The sequence below is a fragment of the Erythrobacter sp. RANMB8 genome, from assembly GCF_056848235.1.
The window spans coordinates 21,482-43,322 of the sequence record NZ_JBREHG010000017.1; the positions used below are offsets into that span (position 1 = coordinate 21,482).

Genomic DNA, 21,841 nt, shown 5'->3' on the forward strand with positions numbered 1-21,841 from the left:
CAATCATTTGAGCGGCAGAATCCGCTCGATGATGTAGCGCGCCGCTTCCTCGGGGGTCATGTCCACCGTGTTGACCCGGATTTCCGGGTTTTCCGGTGCTTCATAGGGGCTGTCGATCCCGGTGAAGTTCTTGAGCTGGCCCGAACGTGCCTTCTTGTAGAGGCCCTTCACATCGCGCCCCTCGGCCACTTCAAGCGGGGTATCGACGAAGATCTCGATGAACTCGCCGTCAGGCAGCATGTCGCGCACCATCTGACGTTCGGCGCGGAACGGGCTGATGAAGGCGGTGAGCACGATCAGGCCCGCATCGGCCATAAGCTTCGCCACCTCGCCCACGCGGCGGATGTTCTCGATCCGGTCAGCTTCGGTAAAGCCGAGATCACGGTTGAGCCCGTGGCGGACATTGTCGCCATCCAGCAGGAAGGTGTGGCGGTTCATCAGGAACAGCTGCTTCTCGACCTCGTTGGCGATGGTCGATTTGCCGCTGCCCGACAGGCCGGTGAACCAGAGCACGCGCGGCGTCTGGTTCTTCATGCCCGCATGATCGGCGCGGGTGATCGCGGTGGGTTGCCAGTGAACATTGTCGGCCCGGCGCAGGCTGAACGTGATCATCCCTGCCGCCACCGTGGCATTGGTGAACTTGTCGATCAGGATGAACCCGCCAAGCTGGCGGCTGGTGGCGTAAGGCTCGAACACCACCGGACGGTCGGTCGCGAAGTCGGCCACGCCAATTGCGTTGAGCCCGAGCGTCTTGGCGGCGAGATGTTCGAGGCTGTTGACGTCGATCTCGTATTCGGGCTGCTGGACGGTCGCGGTGACCGTCTGCGTGCCGAGCTTGAGCCAGTACCCGCGCCCGGGCTTCAGCGCCTCTTCATCCATCCACACGAAGGTGGCGCGGAACTGGTCGGAGGCCTGCGGCGGATCCCCGGCAGCCGCGATCATGTCGCCGCGGCTACAATCGACCTCGTCTGCAAGCGTCAGCGTGACCGATTGCCCCGCGACAGCTTCTTCGAGATCGCCGCCGTGCGTAACGATCCGCGCCACTGTGCTGGTCTTGCCCGAAGGCACGATCCGCACCACATCGCCGGGACGCACCGCGCCGCTGGCGATCTGTCCGGCGAAGCCCCGGAAATCAAGGTTGGGGCGGTTGACCCATTGCACCGGCATCCGGAACGGCAAGGCCTGCGCAGCGGCATCATCCACTTCGATCGCTTCGAGATGCGCGATCAGGGCCGGGCCATCATACCATGGCGTGCCGGCCGAAGGCGCGGTGGTAATGTTGTCGCCCTTGAACCCCGAGATCGGGATCGCGGTGAAATCCGTGATGCCGATACTGGTGGCAAAAGCGCGGTAATCGGCAACAATCGCGTCGAACACGGCGCGGTCATAGCCGACCAGATCCATCTTGTTCACCGCCAGCACCACATGACGAATGCCGAGCAGGTGCACGAGGTAGGAATGGCGGCGCGTCTGTTGCAGCACGCCCTTGCGCGCATCGATCAGGATCACGGCGCAATCGGCGGTCGAGGCGCCGGTCACCATGTTGCGGGTATATTGTTCGTGCCCCGGTGTGTCGGCGACGATGAACTTGCGCTTTTCGGTGGTGAAGAAGCGGTAGGCGACATCGATGGTGATGCCCTGTTCACGCTCGGCCGCCAGCCCGTCGACCAGCAGCGCGAAGTCGATTTCCTGGCCTTGCGTGCCGTGGCGCTTGCTATCGCTTTCCAGCGCGGCCAGCTGGTCTTCGAAGATCATCTTGGAATCGTAGAGCAGCCGCCCGATCAGGGTCGACTTGCCATCATCCACGCTGCCGCAGGTGATGAAACGCAGCAGGCTCTTGTGCTGGTGCTGCCGGAGGTAGGCGTCGATGTCCTCGGCGATGAGCGCGTCGGTCTGGAAGGAGGAGTGGTCGCTCATCAGAAATATCCCTCCTGCTTTTTCTTCTCCATGCTGGCGTCACCGCCATCCTTGTCGATCACCCGGCCCTGCCGTTCGCTGGTGGTGGTGAGCAGCATTTCCTGCACCACGTCCGACAGCGTCGCCGCCGTGCTCTCGACCGCACCGGTCAGCGGGAAACAGCCAAGGGTGCGGAACCGGATCGATCGCATGGTAATTTCGGGCGTGCGGCCCATCGCCGCTTCCAGCCGGGGCAGATCGTCGGCCATGAACAGCCCGCCCTCATATTCGTAGGTCGGGCGCTCAGCAGCGAAATAGAGCGGCACGATCTCGATGCCCTCGTTCATGATGTATTGCCAGATATCGAGCTCGGTCCAGTTCGAGATCGGGAAGACGCGGATGCTTTCGCCCTTTTTCTTGCGGGCGTTGTAGAGGTTCCAGAGCTCGGGGCGCTGGTTCTTCGGGTCCCAGCCATGACTGGCGGTGCGGAAACTGAACACGCGCTCCTTGGCGCGGCTCTTCTCCTCGTCACGCCGCGCTCCGCCGAAGGCGACATCGAAGCCGTAGAGGTCGAGCGCCTGCTTCAACCCTTCGGTCTTCCACATGTCAGTGTGGAGCGGGCCGTGCTCGAAGGGGTTGATCCCGCGTTCCTTCGCTTCGGGGTTCTGGTGGACGAGCAGCTCCATCCCCGCATCCTCGGCGGCCTTGGCGCGCAGGGCATACATGTCCTTGAACTTCCACGTGGTATCCACATGCAGCAAAGGAAATGGCGGAGGCGCAGGATAGAATGCCTTCTTGGCAAGATGCAGCATCACCGCCGAATCCTTGCCGATCGAGTAGAGCATAACCGGCTTTTCCGCCTCGGCAGCGACTTCGCGGATGATGTGGATACTCTCGGCTTCGAGCCGTTCGAGATGGGTCAGGCTACGCATGGTTTTCAGCTACACGCTGCACTGCACAAGACAAGTACAGTTTTGGTTGCCCGTGCCGAAGCGCAGCCTTGCCCACGCGGGAACCCCGCCGGGCGGCCGCACGTTTCGCCAAGGCGGGTTGTTCTTGTGCAAAAGCCTCGTCTATGACTGGCCGGAGCACAAGCAGCACATTCGCAACGGCATTTTTTCTGACGCAAAGGACCACCGGGGCCGCCAATGGCTGAACCATTGACGCTTTTGACGCTGGTGGCACTTCCCTTTGTCGCCGCGTTGCTGATTGCACTGGTGCACACCGCACCGCGCGCCGTGCATTCCGCCATCGCAGGCGCGGCGAGTGCGGCGGGGCTTGGCCTGCTGGCGACCATGGCGGCTCCGGTGATCGGCGGCACGGTGCCAACGGCATCGTGGGAGTGGGTGCCTTCGCTGGGGCTGAACCTCACCCTGATGGTCGATCCGCTGGGACTGATGTTTACCGCACTGATCCTCGGCATCGGGTTGCTGGTGGTGATCTTCGCCCATTTCTACCTCTACAAGGGCGAGGCGACGGGGCGCTTCTTTGCCAGCCTGATGCTGTTTCAGGGGGCGATGCTGGGCATCGTGATCGCGGGCAATGTGCTGTTGCTGCTGGTGTTCTGGGAGATGACCAGCCTTGCCTCGTTCCTGCTGATCGGGTTCTGGCAACACAAGCCCGAAGGGCGGCAGGGCGCACGCATGGCGCTGGCGGTGACCGGCGGCGGGGGGCTCGCCCTGATTGGCGGCATGGTGCTGCTGGGCGTGGTCGCGGGATCGTTCGATCTGGCGACAATCCTCGAACGCGGCGATGCGGTGCGCGCCTCGCCGCTCTACCCGGCGGCTCTGGGGCTGATCCTGCTGGGGTGCTTTACCAAGTCGGCGCAGTTCCCGTTCCATTTCTGGCTACCGCACGCGATGGCCGCGCCGACCCCGGTGAGCGCTTACCTCCATTCGGCGACGATGGTGAAGGCCGGGGTGTTCCTGCTGGCGCGGCTGTGGCCGGTGCTGGCCGGCACCGAGCTTTACACGGTGATTGTCACAAGCACCGGTCTGATCACCATGATCCTCGGTGCGGTGGTGGCGCTGTTCCGGCACGATCTGAAGAGCATCCTTGCCTACTCCACGATCTCGCAGCTGGGGATGCTGGTGATGCTGCTTGGCTTCTCGCTCGAAGCGGCGGCGCTGGCGGCGGTGCTGCACATCCTCAATCACGCGGCGTTCAAGGCAGCGCTGTTCATGAGCGCGGGGATCGTCGAGCACGAAACCGGCACGCGCGATATCCGGCGGCTGGGCGGGCTGGCCAAGGCGATGCCGGTCACCGCGCTGGTGGCGACACTGGCTGCGGCATCGATGGCCGGGCTGCCGCCGCTGGGCGGGTTTATCTCGAAGGAGCTGATGCTCTACGAAACGCCCAAACTGGTGCTGCTGGGCCTGCCGTGGCTGCTGCCGCTGCTGGCGACCATCGGCGCGACCTTTTCGGTCGGCTATTCGCTGCGGCTGGCGGTGCACCTGTTCTTCGGCCAGCCGCGCGAGGCGGAACCCTTTGTCCGCGCCCATGATCCGGCGTTCGGCATGTGGGCCTCGCCCGCATTGCTGACCGTGCTGGCGGTGCTGCTTGGCCTTGTCCCGATGCTGCTGGCCGCGCCGCTGGTGGGAGCGGTGGCGGGCGCGGTGACCGGAACGGGCGTGCCCGAATTCGATCTGGCGCTGTGGCACGGGGTCAACCTCGCGCTGATCCTCAGCCTGATCGCGGTCGCAGGCGGAGCGCTGCTGCTGTGGCAGCACAAGCGCCTGCTCGGCGTGTGGGAACGCATGCCGCTTCCCGATGCCAAGCGCATGTTCATGGCAACGCTCGCCTTTGCCGACCGCTGGGTGCGCAAGGCGATCGTGGCAACGCATACGCCTTCGCTCCAGAACATGCTGCTGGCGAGTTTCGCGGTGATCGTGCTGCTGGTGATCGATGGTGCGCAGGCAGGCGCTGTGCTGACCGGCGGACGGGCGCTGCTGCCCGCCTCGCCCCCTGCGATCATCGCCTGGGCGCTACTGATCGCGGCAACGGCAGCGGTGGTCAATGATTCCCGCAACCGTTTCCGCGTGCTGATCTATGTCAGCGTGATCGGGCTGGTGGTCAGCCTCGCCTTCGTGCAGTTCTCCGCGCCCGATCTCGCGCTGACGCAGATTTCGGTCGAGGTGGTGACGATCCTGTTGTTGCTGCTCGCCCTCAACCTGCTGCCCAAGACCCCGCCCTTGCTGTCGTCTGCCCCGCGCAAGTGGCGTGACGGCGCGCTGGCGGTGGCGGGCGGTGTGCTGGTGGGCGGGGTTGCCTGGGCGATGCTGACCCGCGATCCCGGCAGCACCATCGCGGCCTACCATCTCGCCAATGCCAAACCGGGCGGCGGCGGCACCAATGTGGTCAATGTGATCCTCGTCGATTTCCGCGCCTTCGACACGCTGGGCGAAATCATCGTGCTGGGCATTGCGGGCCTTGGCATCTTCGCGCTGCTCGATACGGCGGCCGTGGGTGCTGCCGGTGCGCGGCTGCGGGCTTGGCGCGAGGATATGCCGCATTCGCCCGAACGCCACCCGATGATGCTGGTGATGGCCAGCCGCATCATCCTGCCGCTGACATTGACCGTCGGCATCTACCTGTTTCTGCGCGGACACAACCAACCGGGCGGCGGCTTCATTGCCGCACTGGTGGTGGCGATTGCCTTCCTGGTCCAGTATCTCGCCGCAGGGTTCGACTGGTCGGATGCACGCCGCCGGTTCGGCGAACACCGGATGATCGCTTGGGGTGTGCTGGTGGCGATGGCGACAGGGCTCGGATCGCTGGCCTTCGGCGCAAGCTTCCTCACCTCGACCTTCGAGTATTTCTCGCTCCCGCTGATCGGCAAGTTCGAACTGGCGAGCGCGATGCTGTTCGATACCGGGGTGTTCCTGACCGTCTTCGGCGCGGTGATGCTGGCGCTGGCGCAGCTCAGCCACGTGGCCCAGCGCGCTGCCCGTGCCCATGCGGAACAGCAGGAGGACAGCGCGCCATGACCTACGAATTCCTCGTGGCAAGCGCGATCGGCGTGCTTGTGGCAGGCGGGATCTTTCTCGCACTCAGGGCGCGCACCTTTCAGGTGGTGCTGGGCCTGACCCTGTTCTCCTATGCTGTGAACCTGTTCCTGTTCGCGAGCGGCAGGCTGGTGCTGGGCCGCCCGCCGATCTGGGACAAGGCGGTGAGCGAATACACCGATCCCCTGCCCCAGGCACTGGTGCTGACCGCAATCGTCATCACCTTCGGCATGACCGCTTTCGTGGTGATCCTTGCCCTGCGCAGCTTTCTGGAAACGGGCAGCGATCATGTCGATGGCGACACTGTCCCTTGCGATACACAGGACGGCCTGAGCGATGGCGAAGCGGGAGGCGGGCAATCGTGACCCTTGCCGATCACCTTCCGATCCTGCCGATCGCCATCCCCGCTCTGGCCGCGCCCGCCGCGCTGCTGATGATGCGGCGGCGGCGCAGGTTGGCGGTGGGCATCGCGCTGGCATCCTGTCTTGTCCAGCTGGCGACGGCGCTGACGATGCTGGCGACGGTCGCCGACGGGACGATCATCGCCTACCGGCTGGGTGACTGGCCGGCGCCCTTCGGCATCGTGCTGGTGGCGGACCGGCTGGCGGCGATGATGCTGGTGCTGGCGGCGGTGCTGGCGCCGATCGCGCTGCTCCACGCGCTTGTCACCCGCGCCGACCGCAAGGGCTGGCATTTCCACCCGCTGTTCCAGTTCCAGCTGATGGGCCTCAACGGCGCATTCCTGACCGGCGATCTGTTCAACCTGTTCGTGTTTTTCGAAGTGCTGCTGATCGCCTCATACGGGCTGATGCTGCACGGGCAGGGCGCGGCGCGGCTCAAGGCCGGGGTGCAATATGTGGTGGTCAACCTTGTCGGTTCGTCGGTTTTCCTGATCGCGCTGGGGCTGCTCTACGCGCTGACCGGCACGCTCAATATGACCGACATGGGCCTGAAAGTGGCCGCAGTCGCCCCCGCTGACCAGGGCCTGCTGCGGATTGCCGCGCTGCTGCTGGTCAGCGTGTTCGCGCTCAAGGCGGCGGTGGCTCCGCTGCACTTGTGGCTGATGCGCACCTATGCGGTGTCCACCCCGGCGGTGGCCGCCCTGTTCGCGATCATGACCAAGGTCGGAATCTATTCCCTGATCCGCGTGGTTCCGCAGGTGTTCGGCGATGGAGCGGGTGCGGCCGCATGGGTGCCTGCACCCTGGTTGCTGCCGGCGGCGATGGCGAGTGCGGTGGTCGGCTTTGCCGGCGTGTTCGTTGCCCGCACGATGGCGGAACAGGCGGCCTATGCCGTGGTCGGATCGGCGGGCACGCTGCTGATCGCAGTGGCAGGCTGGACGCAGGAGAGCCTCGGGGCGGCGCTTTATTACCTCGTCCATTCCACCCTTGCCGCAGCCGCGCTGTTTCTGGTCGCCGATGTCGTATCGCGCCGGCGCGGAGCGTTCGGGGACACAGCCAGCCCCGGCGCCGATTTTGCTGAACGGCAGGGCGTGGGGCTGATGTTCATGGTCGCCGCCATCGCCACCTGCGGATTGCCGCCACTGTCAGGCTTCATCGGCAAGCTGCTGATCCTCAAATCGCTCGCCGCCCTGCCCGACTGGGGCGTGTCGTGGGGCGTGATCCTCGCCACCACCTTCATCGGCGTGATCGGCTTTGCACGCACGGGCAGCGCGGTGTTCTGGAAATCGGCCGGACGCGAGGCGCAGGGCGGCACCCCGCCCGCCCCGGTTGCCCGGACTGATCTCGCCGCGCCACTGATCGCGCTGCTGCTGCTCGCTGCGCTGTCTGCCGGCGCAGGCCGGGCGAGCGCCTATGCCGATGCAGCTGCCGCGCAGGTGCTCGATCCGGCGCAGAGCGCAGCTGTGGTGCTGGCGGAGGCGCAGCCATGAACCGTCTGCTCCCCCATCCCGGCCTGTCCGCCCTGCTGGTGGTGATGTGGGTGGTGATGGTCAACGAGGTTTCGTTCGGCGCGCTGTTCCTCGGCCTGGTGATGGGCGTCACCGTCCCGCTGCTGACCGCGCCCTGGTGGCCGGGCCGACCACATGTGCGCTATCTGCCAGCGCTGGCCTATTGCGGCGTGGTGCTATGGGACATCGTCGTGGCCAATTTCCAGGTGGCCGCGATCATCCTGTTCAAGCCCAATCGCGATCTGCGCCCTGCATGGCTGACCATTCCGCTCGATCTGACCACACCCGAAGCGATCACGGTGTTTGCCGGCACCATCAGCCTCACGCCCGGCACGGTTTCGGCGGATGTTTCGGCCTGCGGCAAGTTCCTGCTGGTGCACGCCCTGCACGCACCCGATCCCGGAGGCGAGATAGCCAAGGTCAAGACACGGTACGAAGCGCGGCTGAAGGAGATCTTCGCATGATCGCATATGCCGTGGCATTCGGTTTCGTCGCGCTCGGCCTTGCACTGGCGATGAACCTCTGGCGCCTGTTCAAAGGGCCGGGCGTGGCCGACCGCATCCTTGCGCTGGATACGATGGTGATCAACGTCATCGGCCTGATCGTTCTGGCTGGCATTGCAGGCGGCAGCGGCACCTCGTTCGAAGCGGCGCTGCTGCTGGCAATGGTCGGCTTTGTCGGCACGGTCGCCTATGCCAAGTTCCTGCTGCGCGGAGACATCATCGAATGAGCGCCGGGGCTCCCTTCGCCGAAGTGCTCGTCAGCGCGCTGATCGTGCTGGGCGGCGTGTTTGCGCTGGTCGGCAGCTGGGGGCTGGTGCGGCTGCCTTCGCTGATGGAACGCCTGCACGGCCCGACCAAGGCGACCACGCTGGGACTGGGCGGATTGCTGCTCGCTTCGGTCGTCTATTTCCAGCTGGTGCGGGGTGTCTGGACGACGCACGAACTGCTGGTGTCGCTGTTCCTGTTCGTGACCGCCCCGATTGCGGCGAACATGATTGCCAAGGTGCACCTCCACCGGCTGAGATCGGGCGAGCTGTCCGAGCCGCCCGGTCCGGCCGGCGCACCCCCGCCTCCGGCCCAAGGGGTGGAATGGGCGACCCACGAAGCCCCGCACGAAGGAACGCCGGGGGATCTCGACGGCGATTAGAGCACTTTCCGGCTCAAACCGGATTGCCGCGATGGGCAATCGTCAGGTCGACCTTCCGGCGCTCCACACCGGCTGCGGCAGGCGGTGCAGGCGGAGAACCACCGCCAAAGCCGACCCGTGGCACAGCAGCCCAGGCGGTTTTCTTGCGCAGGAAATGCACCACCCCGCGCAGGCGGTAATACTGGATCAGCTGGCGATAGCCGAAATTCTCGGCAATCGCGGCCAGCAGCAGCCAGCCCAGCTCGCGTCCGCCGTGTATCGGGCGCGGCTGGACTTCCTCGATCAGCAGCACGCCGGCACTCATCAGCGTGCCGAACATGCAGGTCAGCAGGAAATAGAGCACCGCCATCGCCGGATCGATGATGCCCAGCACCAGTCCGACAGCCATCAGCACATAGCCCAGCAGCTCCACAATCGGCCCGATCAGGTCTTCCAGCGCCAGCAACGGAAAGGCGATCATCCCCAGCCGCCCGTAGCGCGGATTGAACAGCATCTTGCGGTGCTTGAAGAACACCTGAAGCCCGCCCTGCTGCCAGCGGGTGCGCTGGTTGCGGACGCCTTCGATCGAGGCAGGGGCTTCGGTCCAGCAGCAGATTTCGGGCAGATAGGCGACCGTATGGGCGCGCCCTTCCTCCCACGCGATGCGTTGCAGGCGCACCAGCAGTTCCAGATCTTCGCCCAGCGAATCATGCTGGTAGCCCCCCGCCTCCAGCAGCACATCGCGGCGGAACAGGCCGAATGCGCCCGAGATCAGCAGCAGCATCGACAGCCGCGCCGAGGCGACCCGCCCTGCCAGAAAAGCCCGGAAATACTCCAGTGTCTGGAACAGCGGCAACCAGTCGCGCCCGGTGCCGACCTTCACCACGTGTCCGTCCTCGATCGTGCAGCCATTGGCGATGCGGATGCTGCCGCCCACCGCGATCACGGTCCCGTCGCCTTCGATGAATGGTTGAACGGCGCGCAACAGGCCTTCGGGGTCGATCACGGAATCGGAATCGATCACGCAGATCAGTTCGCCGCTGGAATAGCTGATCCCGGCATTGATCGCGTCGGCCTTGCGCCCGTTTTCCTTGTCGATCACCAGCAGGTTATCGTAATCCGGCGATGCGTAGCGCTCGCGCACGCGGGTGTTGTGCAGCGCGCGGTCGATCTCGCGCTCGACTGGGAACAGCGCGAATTCGTCTTGCAGGATGGCCATCGTCCGGTCTTTCGACCCGTCATTGACGACGATCACCTCAAGATCGGGATATTGCAGCGACAGCAGCGAACGGATGCTCTGCGCGATCGAAAGCTCCTCGTTATAGGCCGGCGCGATCACCGAGATGCGCGGCGCATGGGGTTCGGTGCGCTGCCACAGATCGAAGGCGTCCATCGTCGGCTTCGCCTCGCGCAGGGTGCCCCACCAGGCGACACCCAGCTGGATCACCGCCGCGCCGTTGCGCAGCACCACTGTGAATACGCAGATCAGCACCAGCAGGTCATAGACCGCCAGCGCACCATCGCTGATCATGCTCGCCGGACCGCCCGTCACATCAACCCGCCGGATCGCAGCGCGGGCGCACGCCAGCGTGCCGCAAGGCCCAGTGCTGGCAGAGGGTGGTGCCAGTTTTCGCTCTGTGCGGCGAGCACCGCGAGCGATGGCTGGAACTGCGGGCTTTCCACCGCGCGCGCCAGATGCGGCAAAACGCCGGGCATCCGCTCGGCGATCAGGTGGAACAGGGCCTCATGGCGTGGCGTCAGGGTTGGGCCGGTGGCATCAAGCCATGCCGCCAGCGCCACCTCGGATGGCGTGCTGCCCATGGCTATGAAAGTGTAGAGCGCCTCGCATCGCAGCTGCGGCGTCGCGCCGCGCATGACCTGTCGCAGCACCGCCGACCGGAAGCGCGGTGCCCGTGCATATTGCAGCTGCTTCAGCGCCTCGGCCTCGCGCGAGGCGATGCCGCAGCCCAGCGCCTTCAACGCCGGATCGAACACGCCTGCAAGTTCGGCCTGACCGATCACCAGCGCTTGCGGAGCACCGCGATGCAGGCGCAGGAATTGCAGCACCGCCGCAATCGGTGCCGCCTGCAAGACGGTGCGCAGATGATCGAGATCGACCGGACCATCGCCCAGCACCAGCGACCCGATCTCGCGCACCGCAAACAGGCTGGCGCTTTGCCGCTCGTCATGCCGCCGCGCCGCGATCACGCGCCGCACCAATAGCCACGCTGCGATCACCGCCAGCAGAACCAGGCTCCCCACAAGCAAGCCGATCAGGCCCGCGGGAAGCCGCAGGGTCGCCAGATCGACAAGGATAGCGGAGAGCGATGGCATGTTGTGTCGGTTGTGCCGTCAGAACCTCTTTTCGAGCCCGACGCTGACCGTCCGGGCTTTCCATGCACCTTCGAGGTCGGCGTATTCGGCGGTGACGCGCAGGCCGATCCCTCCGCCCAGCTCGCGCCGCAACCCGACATAGGCCGAGGTCAGTTGCCGCACCACGCCCAGTTCGTTTTCGGGATAGCGCGAGGCTCCGGCCATGAAAAAATCGCGGTCGCCGGTGTAATAGAGCGCCCGCACCGCGCCGCCGACCTGCCATTGCTTGCGGTCGTTGCGCAGCACGATGGCCTGTGCGGACAGCTCCAGCGGCGTGCCCTTGGGTGACAGGATCACGCCGGGATTGACCGCCAGCCCGACAAAGCTCGGGCGCGGCGCTGCCGGATCGGGGGTGGAATAGCGCGCCGCGCGGGCATCCAGCGTCAGCTGCAATTGCCGGCTGAGGCGCTGCACGATCCCGGCACCGACCCCCCAGTCCTCGCGCAGGGGATCGCCCGTGCTGGCCGAAGCCTGAAGATAGACGCTGGTGTCCTTCGACAGCTGTTCGTCATGCCGCACCGAGCCGCGCAGGTTTTCGAGGCCCGGACGCCCGGCGCGCTGCACCTCTGCCGTGGTCACGCCGCTTGCCGAGGTGTTGATCGCCGCTCCGCCGCCGACCAGCGACCAGGTGCGATCCTGCCCGTTGAGTTCGACAAAGGCGATCGAGCCGGAGGCAAAGACCGAACGGATCGCAGGCTGCCTCCCGGCCTCCGGTTCGCCGGCCTGCTGCCCCTCGACCGTTGCCTCGGCGGATTGCGCCAGCACGGGAGCGGCGGGCACCGCGGCAAAAAACACGGCAGCGGCAATCAGCGCCGCCATCTTTCGCAGTGCATCGGGCAGAAAGATCATGCAGCAACTCCGAGTTTTCCGGCAGGTGTGCGCACCAGCGCAGGCGTGACCGCCGCGGCGCGCCGCACCAGCGCCAGATTGGCACGCATTGTCAGCTCGCCGGGATGGAACGGTTTGAGGATGTAATCGCTCACCCCTGCGGCAAGGGCGCGGTCCATTTCGCGTTCGGTTGAACAGGCGGTGACGAACAGCACCGGCAGATGTGCCGCCAGGCCAAGCCGCTCGACACTGGCGAGGATGTCATAGCCTGACCGCATCGGCAGCATGATTTCGGTCAGCACCAGTTCGGGCGCATGCCGGGCGATGTAAGCAATCGCGGCAGCGCCATTTTCCACCTGCATCACTTCGTGCCCATGGCGCTCCAGACACAGGGCGATGGTCTCGCCTGTGTGCCTGTCAGGCTCGGCAATCAGAATACGTGCCACGCGCTAAGGCCCCTACGTGTTTCCCCGAGGGCAAGCGTTAATCGGGCATGGTTAACAAAGTGCTGTGATCATCGTTTGCATCACGGCGCAGCGCACAGCGCCGCACACCCGCATTTCCAGCGGATTCTCGTGAAAACAGGGGCTTGGCGGGAAGGCGCGGCAGCAGGGCCGCGAAAAATTAACGCGGTAACATTTTTGGGCCGGATAAGGTTAACGCCGGGACGCGAGAATCAGACCGCGACCGCCGCCACTGCCGCGATGAACTTCGGCAGGTTCGCCATGGTCAGCCCGGCAATGTTGATGCGGCCCGATGCGGCCATGTAGATGCCGTGATCCTCGCGCAGGCGCACCACTTCGTCCTTGGTGACCGGCAGGATCGAAAACAGCCCGTTTTGCGCCGCGAGCGGAGCCAGATCGATCCGCCCCGCCGTGCCCGCTGCCGCCAGCGCATCGCGCACCTGCCGCATGCGTGCGCGCATCGTGTCGAGCTCTGCCAGCCAGGCCTTGGTCATGTCGGGATCGCGCAGAATGATCCGCACCGCCGCGCCGCCGTGATCGGGCGGCATCGACCACGCGGCGCGGGCCAGCGCGTTGGCATTGCTGAACGCCGTGTCGAGCGTCGCCTGACCATCGGCCAGAATGTAGAACGCGCCCACGCGGTCGCGATACTGGCCGAAGTTCTTGTCGCAGGAATAGGCGATGAACGCCTCTGGCACGCGGGCGAGCACCGCGCGCATCCCGGCGGCATCTTCCTCCATCCCGTGGCCAAGACCCTGATAGGCCGAATCGATGATCGGGAAGGTGCCGCTGGCGGCAAAGGCATCGGCGATCGCGGCCCACTGGTCGGCGGTGTAATCGATCCCCGTGGGGTTGTGGCAGCAGGCGTGCAGCAGCACGGCCTCGTCATCCCCTGCGCTGTTGATCGCGGCCAGCACGGCATCGAGGTTGGCGGTGCCATCGGCATTGGCGTGATCGAACGGCGCCAGCTCCATGCCGAGATCGGCGAGGATCTGCGCATGGTTCGGCCAGCTCGGCACGCCCATATGGACGCGCCTGATGCCGCTCTTGTGCGCCAGCGCCAGCGCAAGGCGCACCGCGCCCGTCCCGCCCGGCGTCTGCATCCCCTGAATGCGCCCGCCCATCGTCGGATCGGCACCGAAGATATAGGGCATAAGGGCGTTGACGAAGCCGGTGTCGCCTTCGGGGCCGAGATAGGACTTGCTGTCCTGCGTATCGACCAGCCGCTGTTCTGCCGCCTTGATAGCGGCGAACACCGGGGTGGCGCCATCTTCGGTGCGATACACGCCCACGCCCAGATCGATCTTGTCCTCGCGCGGGTCGGCAGCGTGGAGACGGATCAGGGCGAGGAGGGCGTCAGGCGCCTGCGGGCTGAGTCGTTCAAGCATCATGCGCAGCGCCATGGCGCGGACGCCCGCGCATCGCAACCGGGTTTGCGCCTAGCGGTTCAGAAAGGCATCCACTTTTGCTTCTTCGAGAACTTCATGTAGCCCGCGTTGATACCGAGCCGCAGCCCCGCGCCGACGCGGATCGGGATCAGCACCACATCGCCGCGCCGCAGATAGCTGGCGTGCAGCCCGCCGACGAAATAGGCCTGCCCCTCGCCCGCCGGGAAGCGTTTGAACAGGTCCTCGCTGTCGTAGAGGTTGTAGACCAGCACGAAGGTGTTGGCGGCATTGGCCCCGGCGTCTAGCCCGATCGAGGGGCCGGTCCAGTAAACCTTGCGCTCGCCTTCGACCTTGTGGTGCAGCGTGCCCGAGCCATAGCGTGCGCCGACGATGAAAGCCCCGCCCGCCTCGCGCCCGACGATATAGCCATTGGGTTCGCCCTGCTTCCTGAGCAGGTCCTCGATCAGCTTGGCGAGGCCTTCGGCGCCCTTGCCGAACACGCCTTCGGCCGCGCCGATCAGATCATCCTCGCCATAGGTCGCGCTGCTGGCCGCGGCCGGGGTGGCGGTGGCCGCCGGAACCGGTTCGGCAGCAGGCGCGGCGGCTTCGGCCGGAGGCGCAGCGGCATAATCGCCGAACTCGCTGTCGAAGCCGGGCTCGGCCGGAGCAGGCGTTGCCGGCGGCTGCGGAGTCATCAGATCGGCATCGATCCCGGCTGCGGGGGCCGTGCCCTGCGCGCTATAGGCCTGATCGGGATCGAATTTCTCAAGCTCCTGCGCCGCAGCAGGCGCCGCGAGCGCAAGGCTCGCAAACAGCCCGAGCGCGAGGCCTGCGAGCCGGCGGCGGAGGTCGGTGGGTCGTGCGGTCATCGGGATCATCATGCAGCCTTTCGCAGGAACGTGTCAGCCCCGGAGTGTTCCAGAGTGCAGCAGAATCGCGTTGCGTCGCCACCGCAATCGCTTGTCGCCGGAGCGAATCGGAATTGCGACGAACCGTTCGGGGCTATGCCGCCGAGGCTGAATGGTGGCCGAATTGCCCGTTCCGGCAGGGTCAAGCTTGCGAAGTTGCAGGGCAAGGCGCAGCATCCCTGCTGTTTTTCTTGCAAGCCACCTTGCCGCTGGCACACAGGCCGACTATAGCGCCGCCCTCACAGCCAACGCTGTTGCCCGGAGACGTGGGTGAGTGGCTGAAACCAGTTCCCTGCTAAGGAACCGTACTCTATCAGGGTACCGAGGGTTCGAATCCCTCCGTCTCCGCCACTTCCCGTCAGAGCGATGTGCTTTTCCCGATCAGGGCAAGGGCAAGAATGTTTCACGTGAAACATTGCCCGAATACCCCGCAAAACAGGCCTAAAAGGGGCCTAGCGGGGGTCTAGAGGGGGTCTGGAGCGACCTGGGCGGTGTCTGGCGCCGCGCCTGTCGCCTCACTTCCCGACCACATCCTTCGCCATCGGGGCGAGCTTTGCCAGCAGGCGGTTTTGTGCGGCGAAGGGCACGCCTGCCTCGCGCATTGCGGTTTGCAGGTTTTCGACCAGCGCGTTGAGGTCTGCCTTGGTCACACCCATCCCGTCATGCGCGCTGCGCATGTCGCGACCGGTGTAATCGCAGCCTGCGCCAAGCAGGTAGCAGAACTGTTCGTCCAGCGTGCGCTTCAGCCGCATCATGTCGTGCGCGGCGAAGATTTCGGCGATGCGCGGATCGGCCTCGCTCAACTCGACCGTGCGGAGCGCGATCCGGCGAATGCCCTCGCGTCCGCCGAAGGCTGCCACCAGCCGCGCATTGTCATAGGGCGCGGCGCCGGCGTTGGCATTGGATTGTTCGTAAGGATCGACCGGAAATTCTCCGGTGACAGGATCGCGCTGTTTCTGTTCGACGCCGAATTCCGCGTCCCAATCGGTGCCTTCGGCGGGCGCCTGCTGCATCAGCATCAGCAGGGCGGCGGCGGTGGCTGTGATCATCGTCATGGTCATGGTCCCGCGATCAGAATGCAACCTGCGCCGACAGATAGCCGCCGCGCTGGCCGGTGATGGTGGCAATCGTGCCGAGATCGACATAGGCCGCCGTCAGCGTGAGATGATCGGTCAGGGCATAGGCGGCGAAGATGTCCATCCAGTCATCCTCGCCGAGGCCAAGATTGTCGGGCTTGGTGCGATATTCCGCCCCCAGCACCGCGCGGCGCGACAGCTGGTAGCCCAGCGAGCCTTCGAACTGGAGCTTGTGGCCTTCCCCCGCCGCACTGCCGAATCCCAGCAGGCCGAGCTGGTTGGCCTCGGTATAGCGCAGCGTGGCGTTCACCAGCAGGCTGCGGGCGAGCAGCAGCTTGGTGGCGCTGAGGGTGTAATCGGTGCTGTCGTCATCGGCGGCCCCCAGCGCACGGACCAGCGCGCCGTCGCGGCTGCGCTTGTGCTCGATCCCGATGGCAACCTGCGGCAGCCAGCTTTCGCCATAGACCAGATCGCCCGCCAGCCGCAGCTTGGCGCCGTAGGTGTCGACATCGAAGGTGTAGCCCTGCCCGATCCCGAGCAAGGCGCCGACATCGCGGGTATCGAAAGCGGCGCGGGCCACCGAAAGCTCCAGCCGGTCGCCAAAGCCGATCGCCGCGCCATAGGATCGCCAGCCGAAATCCGGCAGCTCCACGATGGTCCCGTGGGCGGAAAGGCCGATCCCGCCGGGCATCTGGCGTCCGGCAATCGTCGCCCACCGCGCGAGGCCCCCGCCCGATGACCCTTCGACCGTGCTGACCCCGTTGGTGAGCAGCAGCTTGCCGCCCTTCATCACATCGACCCTGCCGATCCGCATGCCTTCGTCCGCAAAGCCGCTGGCTGCCCTGACCGGCGCCAGCGCCCGCTGGGTGGGTTCTGCGTCCATCCCGACCGGCGCGACGGCGATATGCGGCGCCGGCTCGGGCTGTTCGTCCAGCACCGCGGCATAGGCGATCTGCGGCGGTGCCTGTGTCCCTCCGGCAGCCTCGCCCGCACCCGGCACGGTCTGACACAGCGCAGCAAGGCAGAGCGGAACTATCGGCATTCCGGCAGCCATAGGGGGGAGTGGTAAACTCTCCTTGAATCGCCCGTCGAGGGATTCTTAAGGATTCCGGTAGCATGATGCGGCCTCGGCCATGCTCCATTTCCTGTCTCACCGGCTGCTCGGATCAGCAGCGATTGCCAGCCTCGTCCTGCTTGCAGGCGGAAGCCTTGCTGTCGCTTCGACCGCCCCCGCCAGCCTGCGGGTGCAGGTGATCGATGCCGACGGGATGCCGGTGCGCGATGCGGTGGTGGAACTGCGCCCGGAACGCGCGCCAGCCGGTCCGATCCGCTTCCCCTGGAAGATGGGGATGGCCCAGAAGGGGCGGGAATTTGTGCCCGGCACGCTGGTGATCGCCAGGGGCAGCACGGTCGCCTTCCCGAACCTCGATAGCGTGCGCCATTCGATCTACAGCTTTTCGAAGCCCGCGCGGTTCGAAATCGAGCTTTACGGCCGCGACCAGACCCGCACGCATACCTTCCCGGTGACAGGCAGCGTCAAGCTGGGCTGCAACATCCATGACGAGATGCGCGGCTATATCCGCGTGACCGACACGCCGTTTGCGGCCAAGACCGATCACAACGGCTATGTCACGCTGCAAGGCATGGCAGCGGGCGATGCGGGGCTGACGGTATGGCACCCGCAGCTGCGCAGCCCTTCGAACGAAAGCCGTTCGGCGCTGGTGGTGCGCGGCGGTGCGCAGTCGCACACGGTCCGGGTCAACCTGCGATGATCCCGCTGCCGGGCCTTGCGCAGCGCATGCTGACACTGTTGCGGCGACGGCGCTTCGGTTCGCTGCAAACGCGGATCGCGGTGCTCTATGCCTCGCTGTTTGCGGCGGTGCTGGCGCTGATCGTGTCGATCGCCAGCAACGAGGTGTCGCGCTTTGCAGAGCTTGGCGCGGCGCGCGATCTGGCGGCCAATGCGCGTGTGTTCGACGAAATTCTCGCTACCCGCGCCCGTCAGATGGGCGATCAGGCCGATGTGCTGGCGCGCGATTTCGGGTTCCGCGAGGCGGTGGCGACCGATGATGCCGCCACCATCGCCAGCGCGCTCGCCAGTCTCGAAGCGCGGGTGCGCAGCGACGCGGCCTTCGTGCTGACGCTGGACGGCACGGTGCTGGCCGCCGACCGCACGGGCATTCCCGCGCCCGAAGACCTGTGGGCGCGGCTCGACGCGGGCGGCAGGAACGGCATCATCGCATCGGGCAAGGGGCTGGCGCTCGCCGCCGCGGCCCCGATCGAGGCACCCGACCTGATCGGCTGGCTGGTCATTGCCCAGCCGCTTGACCGGGCAGAACTTGACCGGCTGGTCGAACTGGCACCGATCGCGCTGGAGGCCCGCGTGGTCGAGGCCGGCGATCTGCCGCGCTGGCTGCAATCGGCCCGCACCGGCGGCGTGACAAAGCGCGAGGAGGCCGAGCCTGCGCTCTATTACGTCTCCGATCTTGCCGTATTGCAGGACGGCATCGCCCCGCGGCTGGTGCTGCGCCATTCGCTGCAACAGTCGCTCGCCCAGTTTGCGCGGCTGAACGGCTTGCTGGTGATGCTGGCGATGGGCGGGATCGTGCTGGTGCTCGGTCTCAGCTGGCAGGTGGCCCGCAGCCTGACCGGGCCGTTGCAGCAGCTGGACGAGGCCACCCGGATGATCGGGCAGCGGCGGGAAATCGCGCTCGGCATCGATACCGATGACGAAATCGGCAGGCTGGCGCGCAGCTTCGTCAGCATGGTCGAAGCGATCGAGGAGCGCGAACGGCAGATCCATATCGGCCTGCACGACAGCCTGACGGGGCTGGCGACGCGCAAGCTGTTCGTCGAACGGCTGGGGCTGGCGCTGTTGCAGACCCGCCCCGACAGCCGGCTGCTGCTGGCCTTCGTCGATCTCGACAATTTCAAGGTGGTCAACGACACGCTCGGCCATCCGGCGGGCGATGCACTGCTGCGGGCGGTGGCCGACCAGTTGCGCAAGGATTTTCCCGAAGCCCTGATCGCGCGGTTCGGCGGCGACGAATTCGCGATCATGTTCGACGGACTGGACGAGGCCGCGGATCTCGAAAGGCTGGCCGAAGCCCTGAAGGCGAGTCTGGTCGCCTCCATCCCGGTCGAAGGGCAGAAGGCCGACTGTTCGGCCAGCATCGGCATCGCCGTGGCGCCGGCTGATGGCCACGAGGTCAGCACACTGATGAAGCGCGCCGACCTTGCGCTCTACCGCGCCAAGGACAAGGGCAAGGCGACCTTCCATTTCTTCGAACCGGCGCTCGATGCCCATGCCCGCCAGCGCAGCGAGACCGAACAGGACATGCGCGCCGCGATCGAGCGGGGAGAGTTCGAGCTGGTCTATCACCCGCTCTATTCGCTGGGCCGGCAGCGCATCACCGGGTTCGAGGCGCTGGTGCGCTGGCACCATCCGACCCGCGGTCTGGTTGCGCCGGGGGATTTCATCGCGCTGGCGGAGGAAACGGGGCTGATCCTGCCGCTGGGCGAATGGGTGCTGCGCGAAGCCTGCCGTCAGGCCAGCACATGGCCCGGCGATCTCACCGTGTCGGTCAACATCACGCCCAAGCATTTCAATTACAGCGGCCTGCCGGCCATGATCGTGCAGGCGCTGTCGAACAGCGGCCTTGCGCCGCACCGGCTCGAAATCGAGGTGACCGAAAGCATCTTCACCGCCGATACGACCAAGGTCACCGCCATCCTTGCCGCGATCCGCAAGCTCGGCGTGCGCATTTCGCTCGATGATTTCGGCACCGGCTATTCGACGCTGCACTACCTGCGCGCCTTCCCCTTCGACAAGGTCAAGATCGACAAGACCTTTGTCGATGATCTGGGCTCCAGCAACAACGGCCATGCCGTGATCCGCGCCATCACCACGCTGGCCGATGCGCTGGGCATGGACACGCTGGCCGAGGGCGTCGAGGACATGGCACAGTTCGAAGCGCTCGAACGCGAAGGGTGCCGCAATGTCCAGGGCTACCTGTTCTCCAAACCGGTTGGCGCGGAAGAGGTGATGGCTCTCCTGCGCGACGATGCCGGGTATCATCGCCGCCTGCGGGCGTGATCGCCGGGGTCATGCATTAAATCGCGCGGCCCATCCGTTTCCTGTCTGACTGCTCCGCCGGGGCAGGATGAACAGTCAGGAGACACGATATGAAACTTGCGCTTGCCACTCCGATCATCGCTCTCGCCATGCTGGCTACGGCCGGGCAGGCTGCGGTCGCGGATCTTTATGAAGAACGCCTCGCCCGCGAGGAGGAACGCCTGATCCTCACCGCACCGATCGCCGGCATCCAGAACAGCCTGTGGTTCGATTACCGTATCGACATCACCGAAGCGCAGAAGGAACTGAGCGCGGACCTCAGGCGGGCCAGCGACATCGAGGATCTGCGCGATGCGTGGGAAGAATATGCCCGTGAGCTGCGCAAGGAGCGCAAGCACTACATCAAGGAAATGGCCGAGCGCGGCTATCGCATGGGCACCGTGACGGTGGATTGATCCGCCGCCGCATTTTCCACCGAGGCACCGGAAAAGGGGTCGGCACGAACGCCGGCCCCTTTTTTGCATCCGGCCGGATCAGGGCTGCTGCCAGCCACGATCGCGGGCAGCGCGCTCTCCTGCGGCATCAAGCGCCCCGTCTGCCGCCATATCCTGGGCTGCGGCGAGCAGGTCCGCTTCGCTGCCGGCCTGGCGGAATGCGGTGCCCTGCGTCTCGCCCAGCGCAAACTGCCGTTCGATCTTCCAGCCGGTGGTATCGCGGCAGGCAATCCCGCCGCTGCCCTCACCCCGCCATGCGCGGCACAGGCCCCCGCCCTCGCGTTCGAAGCTGACGAGGATCCGGGTGGCCGCGCCATCCGGCTGGGTCGCGGCGAGCTGCGTGTCGAGCGCTGCTGCCAGGTCGCCCTGCGCATAGCCTTCGGGCGCGCGCGCCTGCCACGGTTGCAGCACCGCCAGCACCAGCGAGGCTGCCAGCGCCGGACCGGCAACCGGTGCCCAGCGGCGCATCACCGGCGCAAGGCCGCGCTTCTGCCGCGCCGCAGCAAGGCTCACGACCTCTGCCCCGCCGCCACTATCGCTGGCAGGCGTATGCGAAGCCAGCAGCGCCGCAAGGGCAGGCGGCACCGCTTCGGCGGCAAGCGGCGCATAATGCGCGGACAATGTCGCCCTCAGCGCACGATGGGCCTCGACCTTGCGGGCCAGCGCCGGATCTTGCGCGATTGCCGCCTCGACCGCGGCCTGCTCTGCCGCGCCAAGCTCGCCATCGGCATAGGCGGCGAGCATTTCTTCCGTCACGCTCATGGCGCATTCTCCAGCATCGCCAGCAGCGCGTCGCGCCCGCGCACCAGCCGCGAATTGAGTGTGCCCACCGGGCAGCCGACAATCTCGGCAGCTTCCTTGTAGGACCAGCCCTCGACCATCACCAGCAGCACCGCCTCGCGCTGCTCTTCGGGCAGGCGGGCCATGGCGCGGTCCACCAGCGACAGCTCGACCGCCGCTTCCTGCGCTCCCGCGCCGCCCACGGCCAGCCCCGCTTCCGCGTCCACGAAGGTCTCCCGGCGTCGCGAAGTGGCGCGGGCCTCGTCGATAAAGATGTTGCGCATGATCCGGTACATCCAGCTGTCGAGCCGCGTCCCCTCCTGCCATTGCTCACGGCGGGCGAGGGCGCGCTCGATCGTCATCTGGCACAGGTCGTCGCCGTCTGCCCTCGACCCGGCCAGCCCGATCGCGAACCGCCGCAAACGCGGCAGCAGTTCGAGCACCTGGTTTTCGAAGCTTCGGGACAACTTGTGCCTTTCTGCGGATGAAACGGATGGGCCTGTCCGTTTCATCCATGC

22 protein-coding genes and 1 tRNA gene are annotated in these 21,841 nt (G+C 66.0%); 11 read left to right on the plus strand and 12 right to left on the minus strand.

Annotated elements, in window-relative coordinates; translation table 11 throughout:
• Positions 1 to 3: 3 nt before the first annotated feature.
• Positions 4 to 1,917 carry a sulfate adenylyltransferase subunit CysN gene (cysN, locus tag ACU0AG_RS15055; RefSeq protein ID WP_482783100.1) on the minus strand — a complete coding sequence of 638 codons (1,914 nt, stop codon included), beginning with the start codon at positions 1,915 to 1,917 and terminating at the stop codon, positions 4 to 6.
• The gene (cysD, locus tag ACU0AG_RS15060; protein ID WP_482783101.1) at positions 1,917 to 2,828 is read right to left on the minus strand and encodes a sulfate adenylyltransferase subunit CysD; all 912 of its coding nucleotides are present in this window, start codon (positions 2,826 to 2,828) and stop codon (positions 1,917 to 1,919) included. The genes cysN and cysD overlap by 1 nt, the downstream gene beginning before the upstream one ends.
• Between cysD and ACU0AG_RS15065 the strand changes: the two genes are divergently transcribed.
• Genes ACU0AG_RS15065 through ACU0AG_RS15095 form a run of 7 tightly spaced genes read left to right on the plus strand, consistent with a single transcriptional unit; the run spans position 2,827 to position 8,958 of the window.
• A complete protein-coding gene (locus ACU0AG_RS15065) occupies positions 2,827 to 3,060 on the plus strand; it encodes a hypothetical protein (RefSeq protein WP_482783102.1) in 234 nt (77 codons plus the stop codon). The genes cysD and ACU0AG_RS15065 overlap by 2 nt on opposite strands.
• Positions 3,045 to 5,882: a monovalent cation/H+ antiporter subunit A gene (locus tag ACU0AG_RS15070; RefSeq protein WP_482783103.1), complete on the plus strand. Its 2,838-nt coding sequence runs from the start codon at positions 3,045 to 3,047 to the stop codon at positions 5,880 to 5,882. Before ACU0AG_RS15065 ends, ACU0AG_RS15070 begins: the two co-directional genes overlap by 16 nt.
• Positions 5,879 to 6,265 (plus strand): Na+/H+ antiporter subunit C, encoded by a 387-nt coding sequence (locus ACU0AG_RS15075; RefSeq protein WP_482783104.1) that lies wholly within the window; start codon positions 5,879 to 5,881, stop codon positions 6,263 to 6,265. Before ACU0AG_RS15070 ends, ACU0AG_RS15075 begins: the two co-directional genes overlap by 4 nt.
• The gene (locus ACU0AG_RS15080) at positions 6,262 to 7,791 is read left to right on the plus strand and encodes a monovalent cation/H+ antiporter subunit D (protein WP_482783105.1); all 1,530 of its coding nucleotides are present in this window, start codon (positions 6,262 to 6,264) and stop codon (positions 7,789 to 7,791) included. The genes ACU0AG_RS15075 and ACU0AG_RS15080 overlap by 4 nt, the downstream gene beginning before the upstream one ends.
• Positions 7,788 to 8,273 (plus strand): Na+/H+ antiporter subunit E, encoded by a 486-nt coding sequence (locus tag ACU0AG_RS15085; RefSeq protein WP_482783106.1) that lies wholly within the window; start codon positions 7,788 to 7,790, stop codon positions 8,271 to 8,273. The genes ACU0AG_RS15080 and ACU0AG_RS15085 overlap by 4 nt, the downstream gene beginning before the upstream one ends.
• Complete coding sequence (locus tag ACU0AG_RS15090) at positions 8,270 to 8,539, plus strand: K+/H+ antiporter subunit F (protein ID WP_482783107.1); 270 nt, start codon at positions 8,270 to 8,272, stop codon at positions 8,537 to 8,539. The genes ACU0AG_RS15085 and ACU0AG_RS15090 overlap by 4 nt, the downstream gene beginning before the upstream one ends.
• Positions 8,536 to 8,958: a Na+/H+ antiporter subunit G gene (locus tag ACU0AG_RS15095; RefSeq protein WP_482783108.1), complete on the plus strand. Its 423-nt coding sequence runs from the start codon at positions 8,536 to 8,538 to the stop codon at positions 8,956 to 8,958. The genes ACU0AG_RS15090 and ACU0AG_RS15095 overlap by 4 nt, the downstream gene beginning before the upstream one ends.
• 13 nt (positions 8,959 to 8,971) lie before the next feature.
• Here the strand turns inward: ACU0AG_RS15095 and ACU0AG_RS15100 are convergent, their stop codons facing one another.
• From ACU0AG_RS15100 to ACU0AG_RS15125, 6 genes are all read right to left on the minus strand, one after another.
• On the minus strand, positions 8,972 to 10,468 hold the full coding sequence (locus ACU0AG_RS15100; protein WP_482783109.1) for a glycosyltransferase family 2 protein: 1,497 nt from the start codon (positions 10,466 to 10,468) through the stop codon (positions 8,972 to 8,974).
• A gap of 17 nt (positions 10,469 to 10,485) precedes the next feature.
• Positions 10,486 to 11,271: a hypothetical protein gene (locus tag ACU0AG_RS15105; protein ID WP_482783110.1), complete on the minus strand. Its 786-nt coding sequence runs from the start codon at positions 11,269 to 11,271 to the stop codon at positions 10,486 to 10,488.
• 18 nt (positions 11,272 to 11,289) lie between these two features.
• On the minus strand, positions 11,290 to 12,159 hold the full coding sequence (locus ACU0AG_RS15110; RefSeq protein ID WP_482783111.1) for a YaiO family outer membrane beta-barrel protein: 870 nt from the start codon (positions 12,157 to 12,159) through the stop codon (positions 11,290 to 11,292).
• Complete coding sequence (locus ACU0AG_RS15115) at positions 12,156 to 12,584, minus strand: response regulator transcription factor (RefSeq protein WP_482783112.1); 429 nt, start codon at positions 12,582 to 12,584, stop codon at positions 12,156 to 12,158. The genes ACU0AG_RS15110 and ACU0AG_RS15115 overlap by 4 nt, the downstream gene beginning before the upstream one ends.
• Positions 12,585 to 12,814: 230 nt before the next feature.
• The gene (locus ACU0AG_RS15120; protein ID WP_482783130.1) at positions 12,815 to 13,990 is read right to left on the minus strand and encodes an amino acid aminotransferase; all 1,176 of its coding nucleotides are present in this window, start codon (positions 13,988 to 13,990) and stop codon (positions 12,815 to 12,817) included.
• 59 nt (positions 13,991 to 14,049) lie between these two features.
• The gene (locus tag ACU0AG_RS15125) at positions 14,050 to 14,868 is read right to left on the minus strand and encodes a DUF1134 domain-containing protein (RefSeq protein WP_482783131.1); all 819 of its coding nucleotides are present in this window, start codon (positions 14,866 to 14,868) and stop codon (positions 14,050 to 14,052) included.
• A gap of 290 nt (positions 14,869 to 15,158) precedes the next feature.
• Between ACU0AG_RS15125 and ACU0AG_RS15130 the strand changes: the two genes are divergently transcribed.
• Positions 15,159 to 15,249 (plus strand) — tRNA-Ser (locus tag ACU0AG_RS15130).
• Positions 15,250 to 15,413: 164 nt separating this feature from the next.
• Here ACU0AG_RS15130 and ACU0AG_RS15135 read toward each other — a convergent pair.
• Both ACU0AG_RS15135 and ACU0AG_RS15140 read right to left on the minus strand, forming a co-directional pair.
• The gene (locus ACU0AG_RS15135; RefSeq protein ID WP_482783113.1) at positions 15,414 to 15,953 is read right to left on the minus strand and encodes a group I truncated hemoglobin; all 540 of its coding nucleotides are present in this window, start codon (positions 15,951 to 15,953) and stop codon (positions 15,414 to 15,416) included.
• A 16-nt stretch (positions 15,954 to 15,969) separates the two neighbouring features.
• The gene (locus ACU0AG_RS15140; protein WP_482783114.1) at positions 15,970 to 17,016 is read right to left on the minus strand and encodes a DUF3034 family protein; all 1,047 of its coding nucleotides are present in this window, start codon (positions 17,014 to 17,016) and stop codon (positions 15,970 to 15,972) included.
• Between the two features lie 91 nt (positions 17,017 to 17,107).
• On the opposite strand from ACU0AG_RS15140, the gene ACU0AG_RS15145 reads away from it, so the two are divergent.
• The 3 genes from ACU0AG_RS15145 to ACU0AG_RS15155 all read left to right on the plus strand — a co-directional run bounded on the left by ACU0AG_RS15145 (position 17,108) and on the right by ACU0AG_RS15155 (position 20,504).
• Positions 17,108 to 17,746, plus strand: a complete 639-nt coding sequence (locus ACU0AG_RS15145; protein WP_482783115.1) for a cupredoxin domain-containing protein — start codon at positions 17,108 to 17,110, stop codon at positions 17,744 to 17,746.
• A 26-nt stretch (positions 17,747 to 17,772) separates the two neighbouring features.
• The gene (locus ACU0AG_RS15150; protein ID WP_482783116.1) at positions 17,773 to 20,070 is read left to right on the plus strand and encodes a putative bifunctional diguanylate cyclase/phosphodiesterase; all 2,298 of its coding nucleotides are present in this window, start codon (positions 17,773 to 17,775) and stop codon (positions 20,068 to 20,070) included.
• Positions 20,071 to 20,159: 89 nt separating this feature from the next.
• A complete protein-coding gene (locus ACU0AG_RS15155) occupies positions 20,160 to 20,504 on the plus strand; it encodes a hypothetical protein (protein ID WP_482783117.1) in 345 nt (114 codons plus the stop codon).
• Positions 20,505 to 20,582: 78 nt separating this feature from the next.
• Here ACU0AG_RS15155 and ACU0AG_RS15160 read toward each other — a convergent pair whose 3' ends face one another.
• Both ACU0AG_RS15160 and ACU0AG_RS15165 read right to left on the minus strand, forming a co-directional pair.
• Complete coding sequence (locus ACU0AG_RS15160) at positions 20,583 to 21,305, minus strand: zf-HC2 domain-containing protein (RefSeq protein WP_482783118.1); 723 nt, start codon at positions 21,303 to 21,305, stop codon at positions 20,583 to 20,585.
• Positions 21,302 to 21,835 carry an RNA polymerase sigma factor gene (locus tag ACU0AG_RS15165; protein WP_482783119.1) on the minus strand — a complete coding sequence of 178 codons (534 nt, stop codon included), beginning with the start codon at positions 21,833 to 21,835 and terminating at the stop codon, positions 21,302 to 21,304. The genes ACU0AG_RS15160 and ACU0AG_RS15165 overlap by 4 nt, the downstream gene beginning before the upstream one ends.
• Positions 21,836 to 21,841 lie beyond the last annotated feature (6 nt).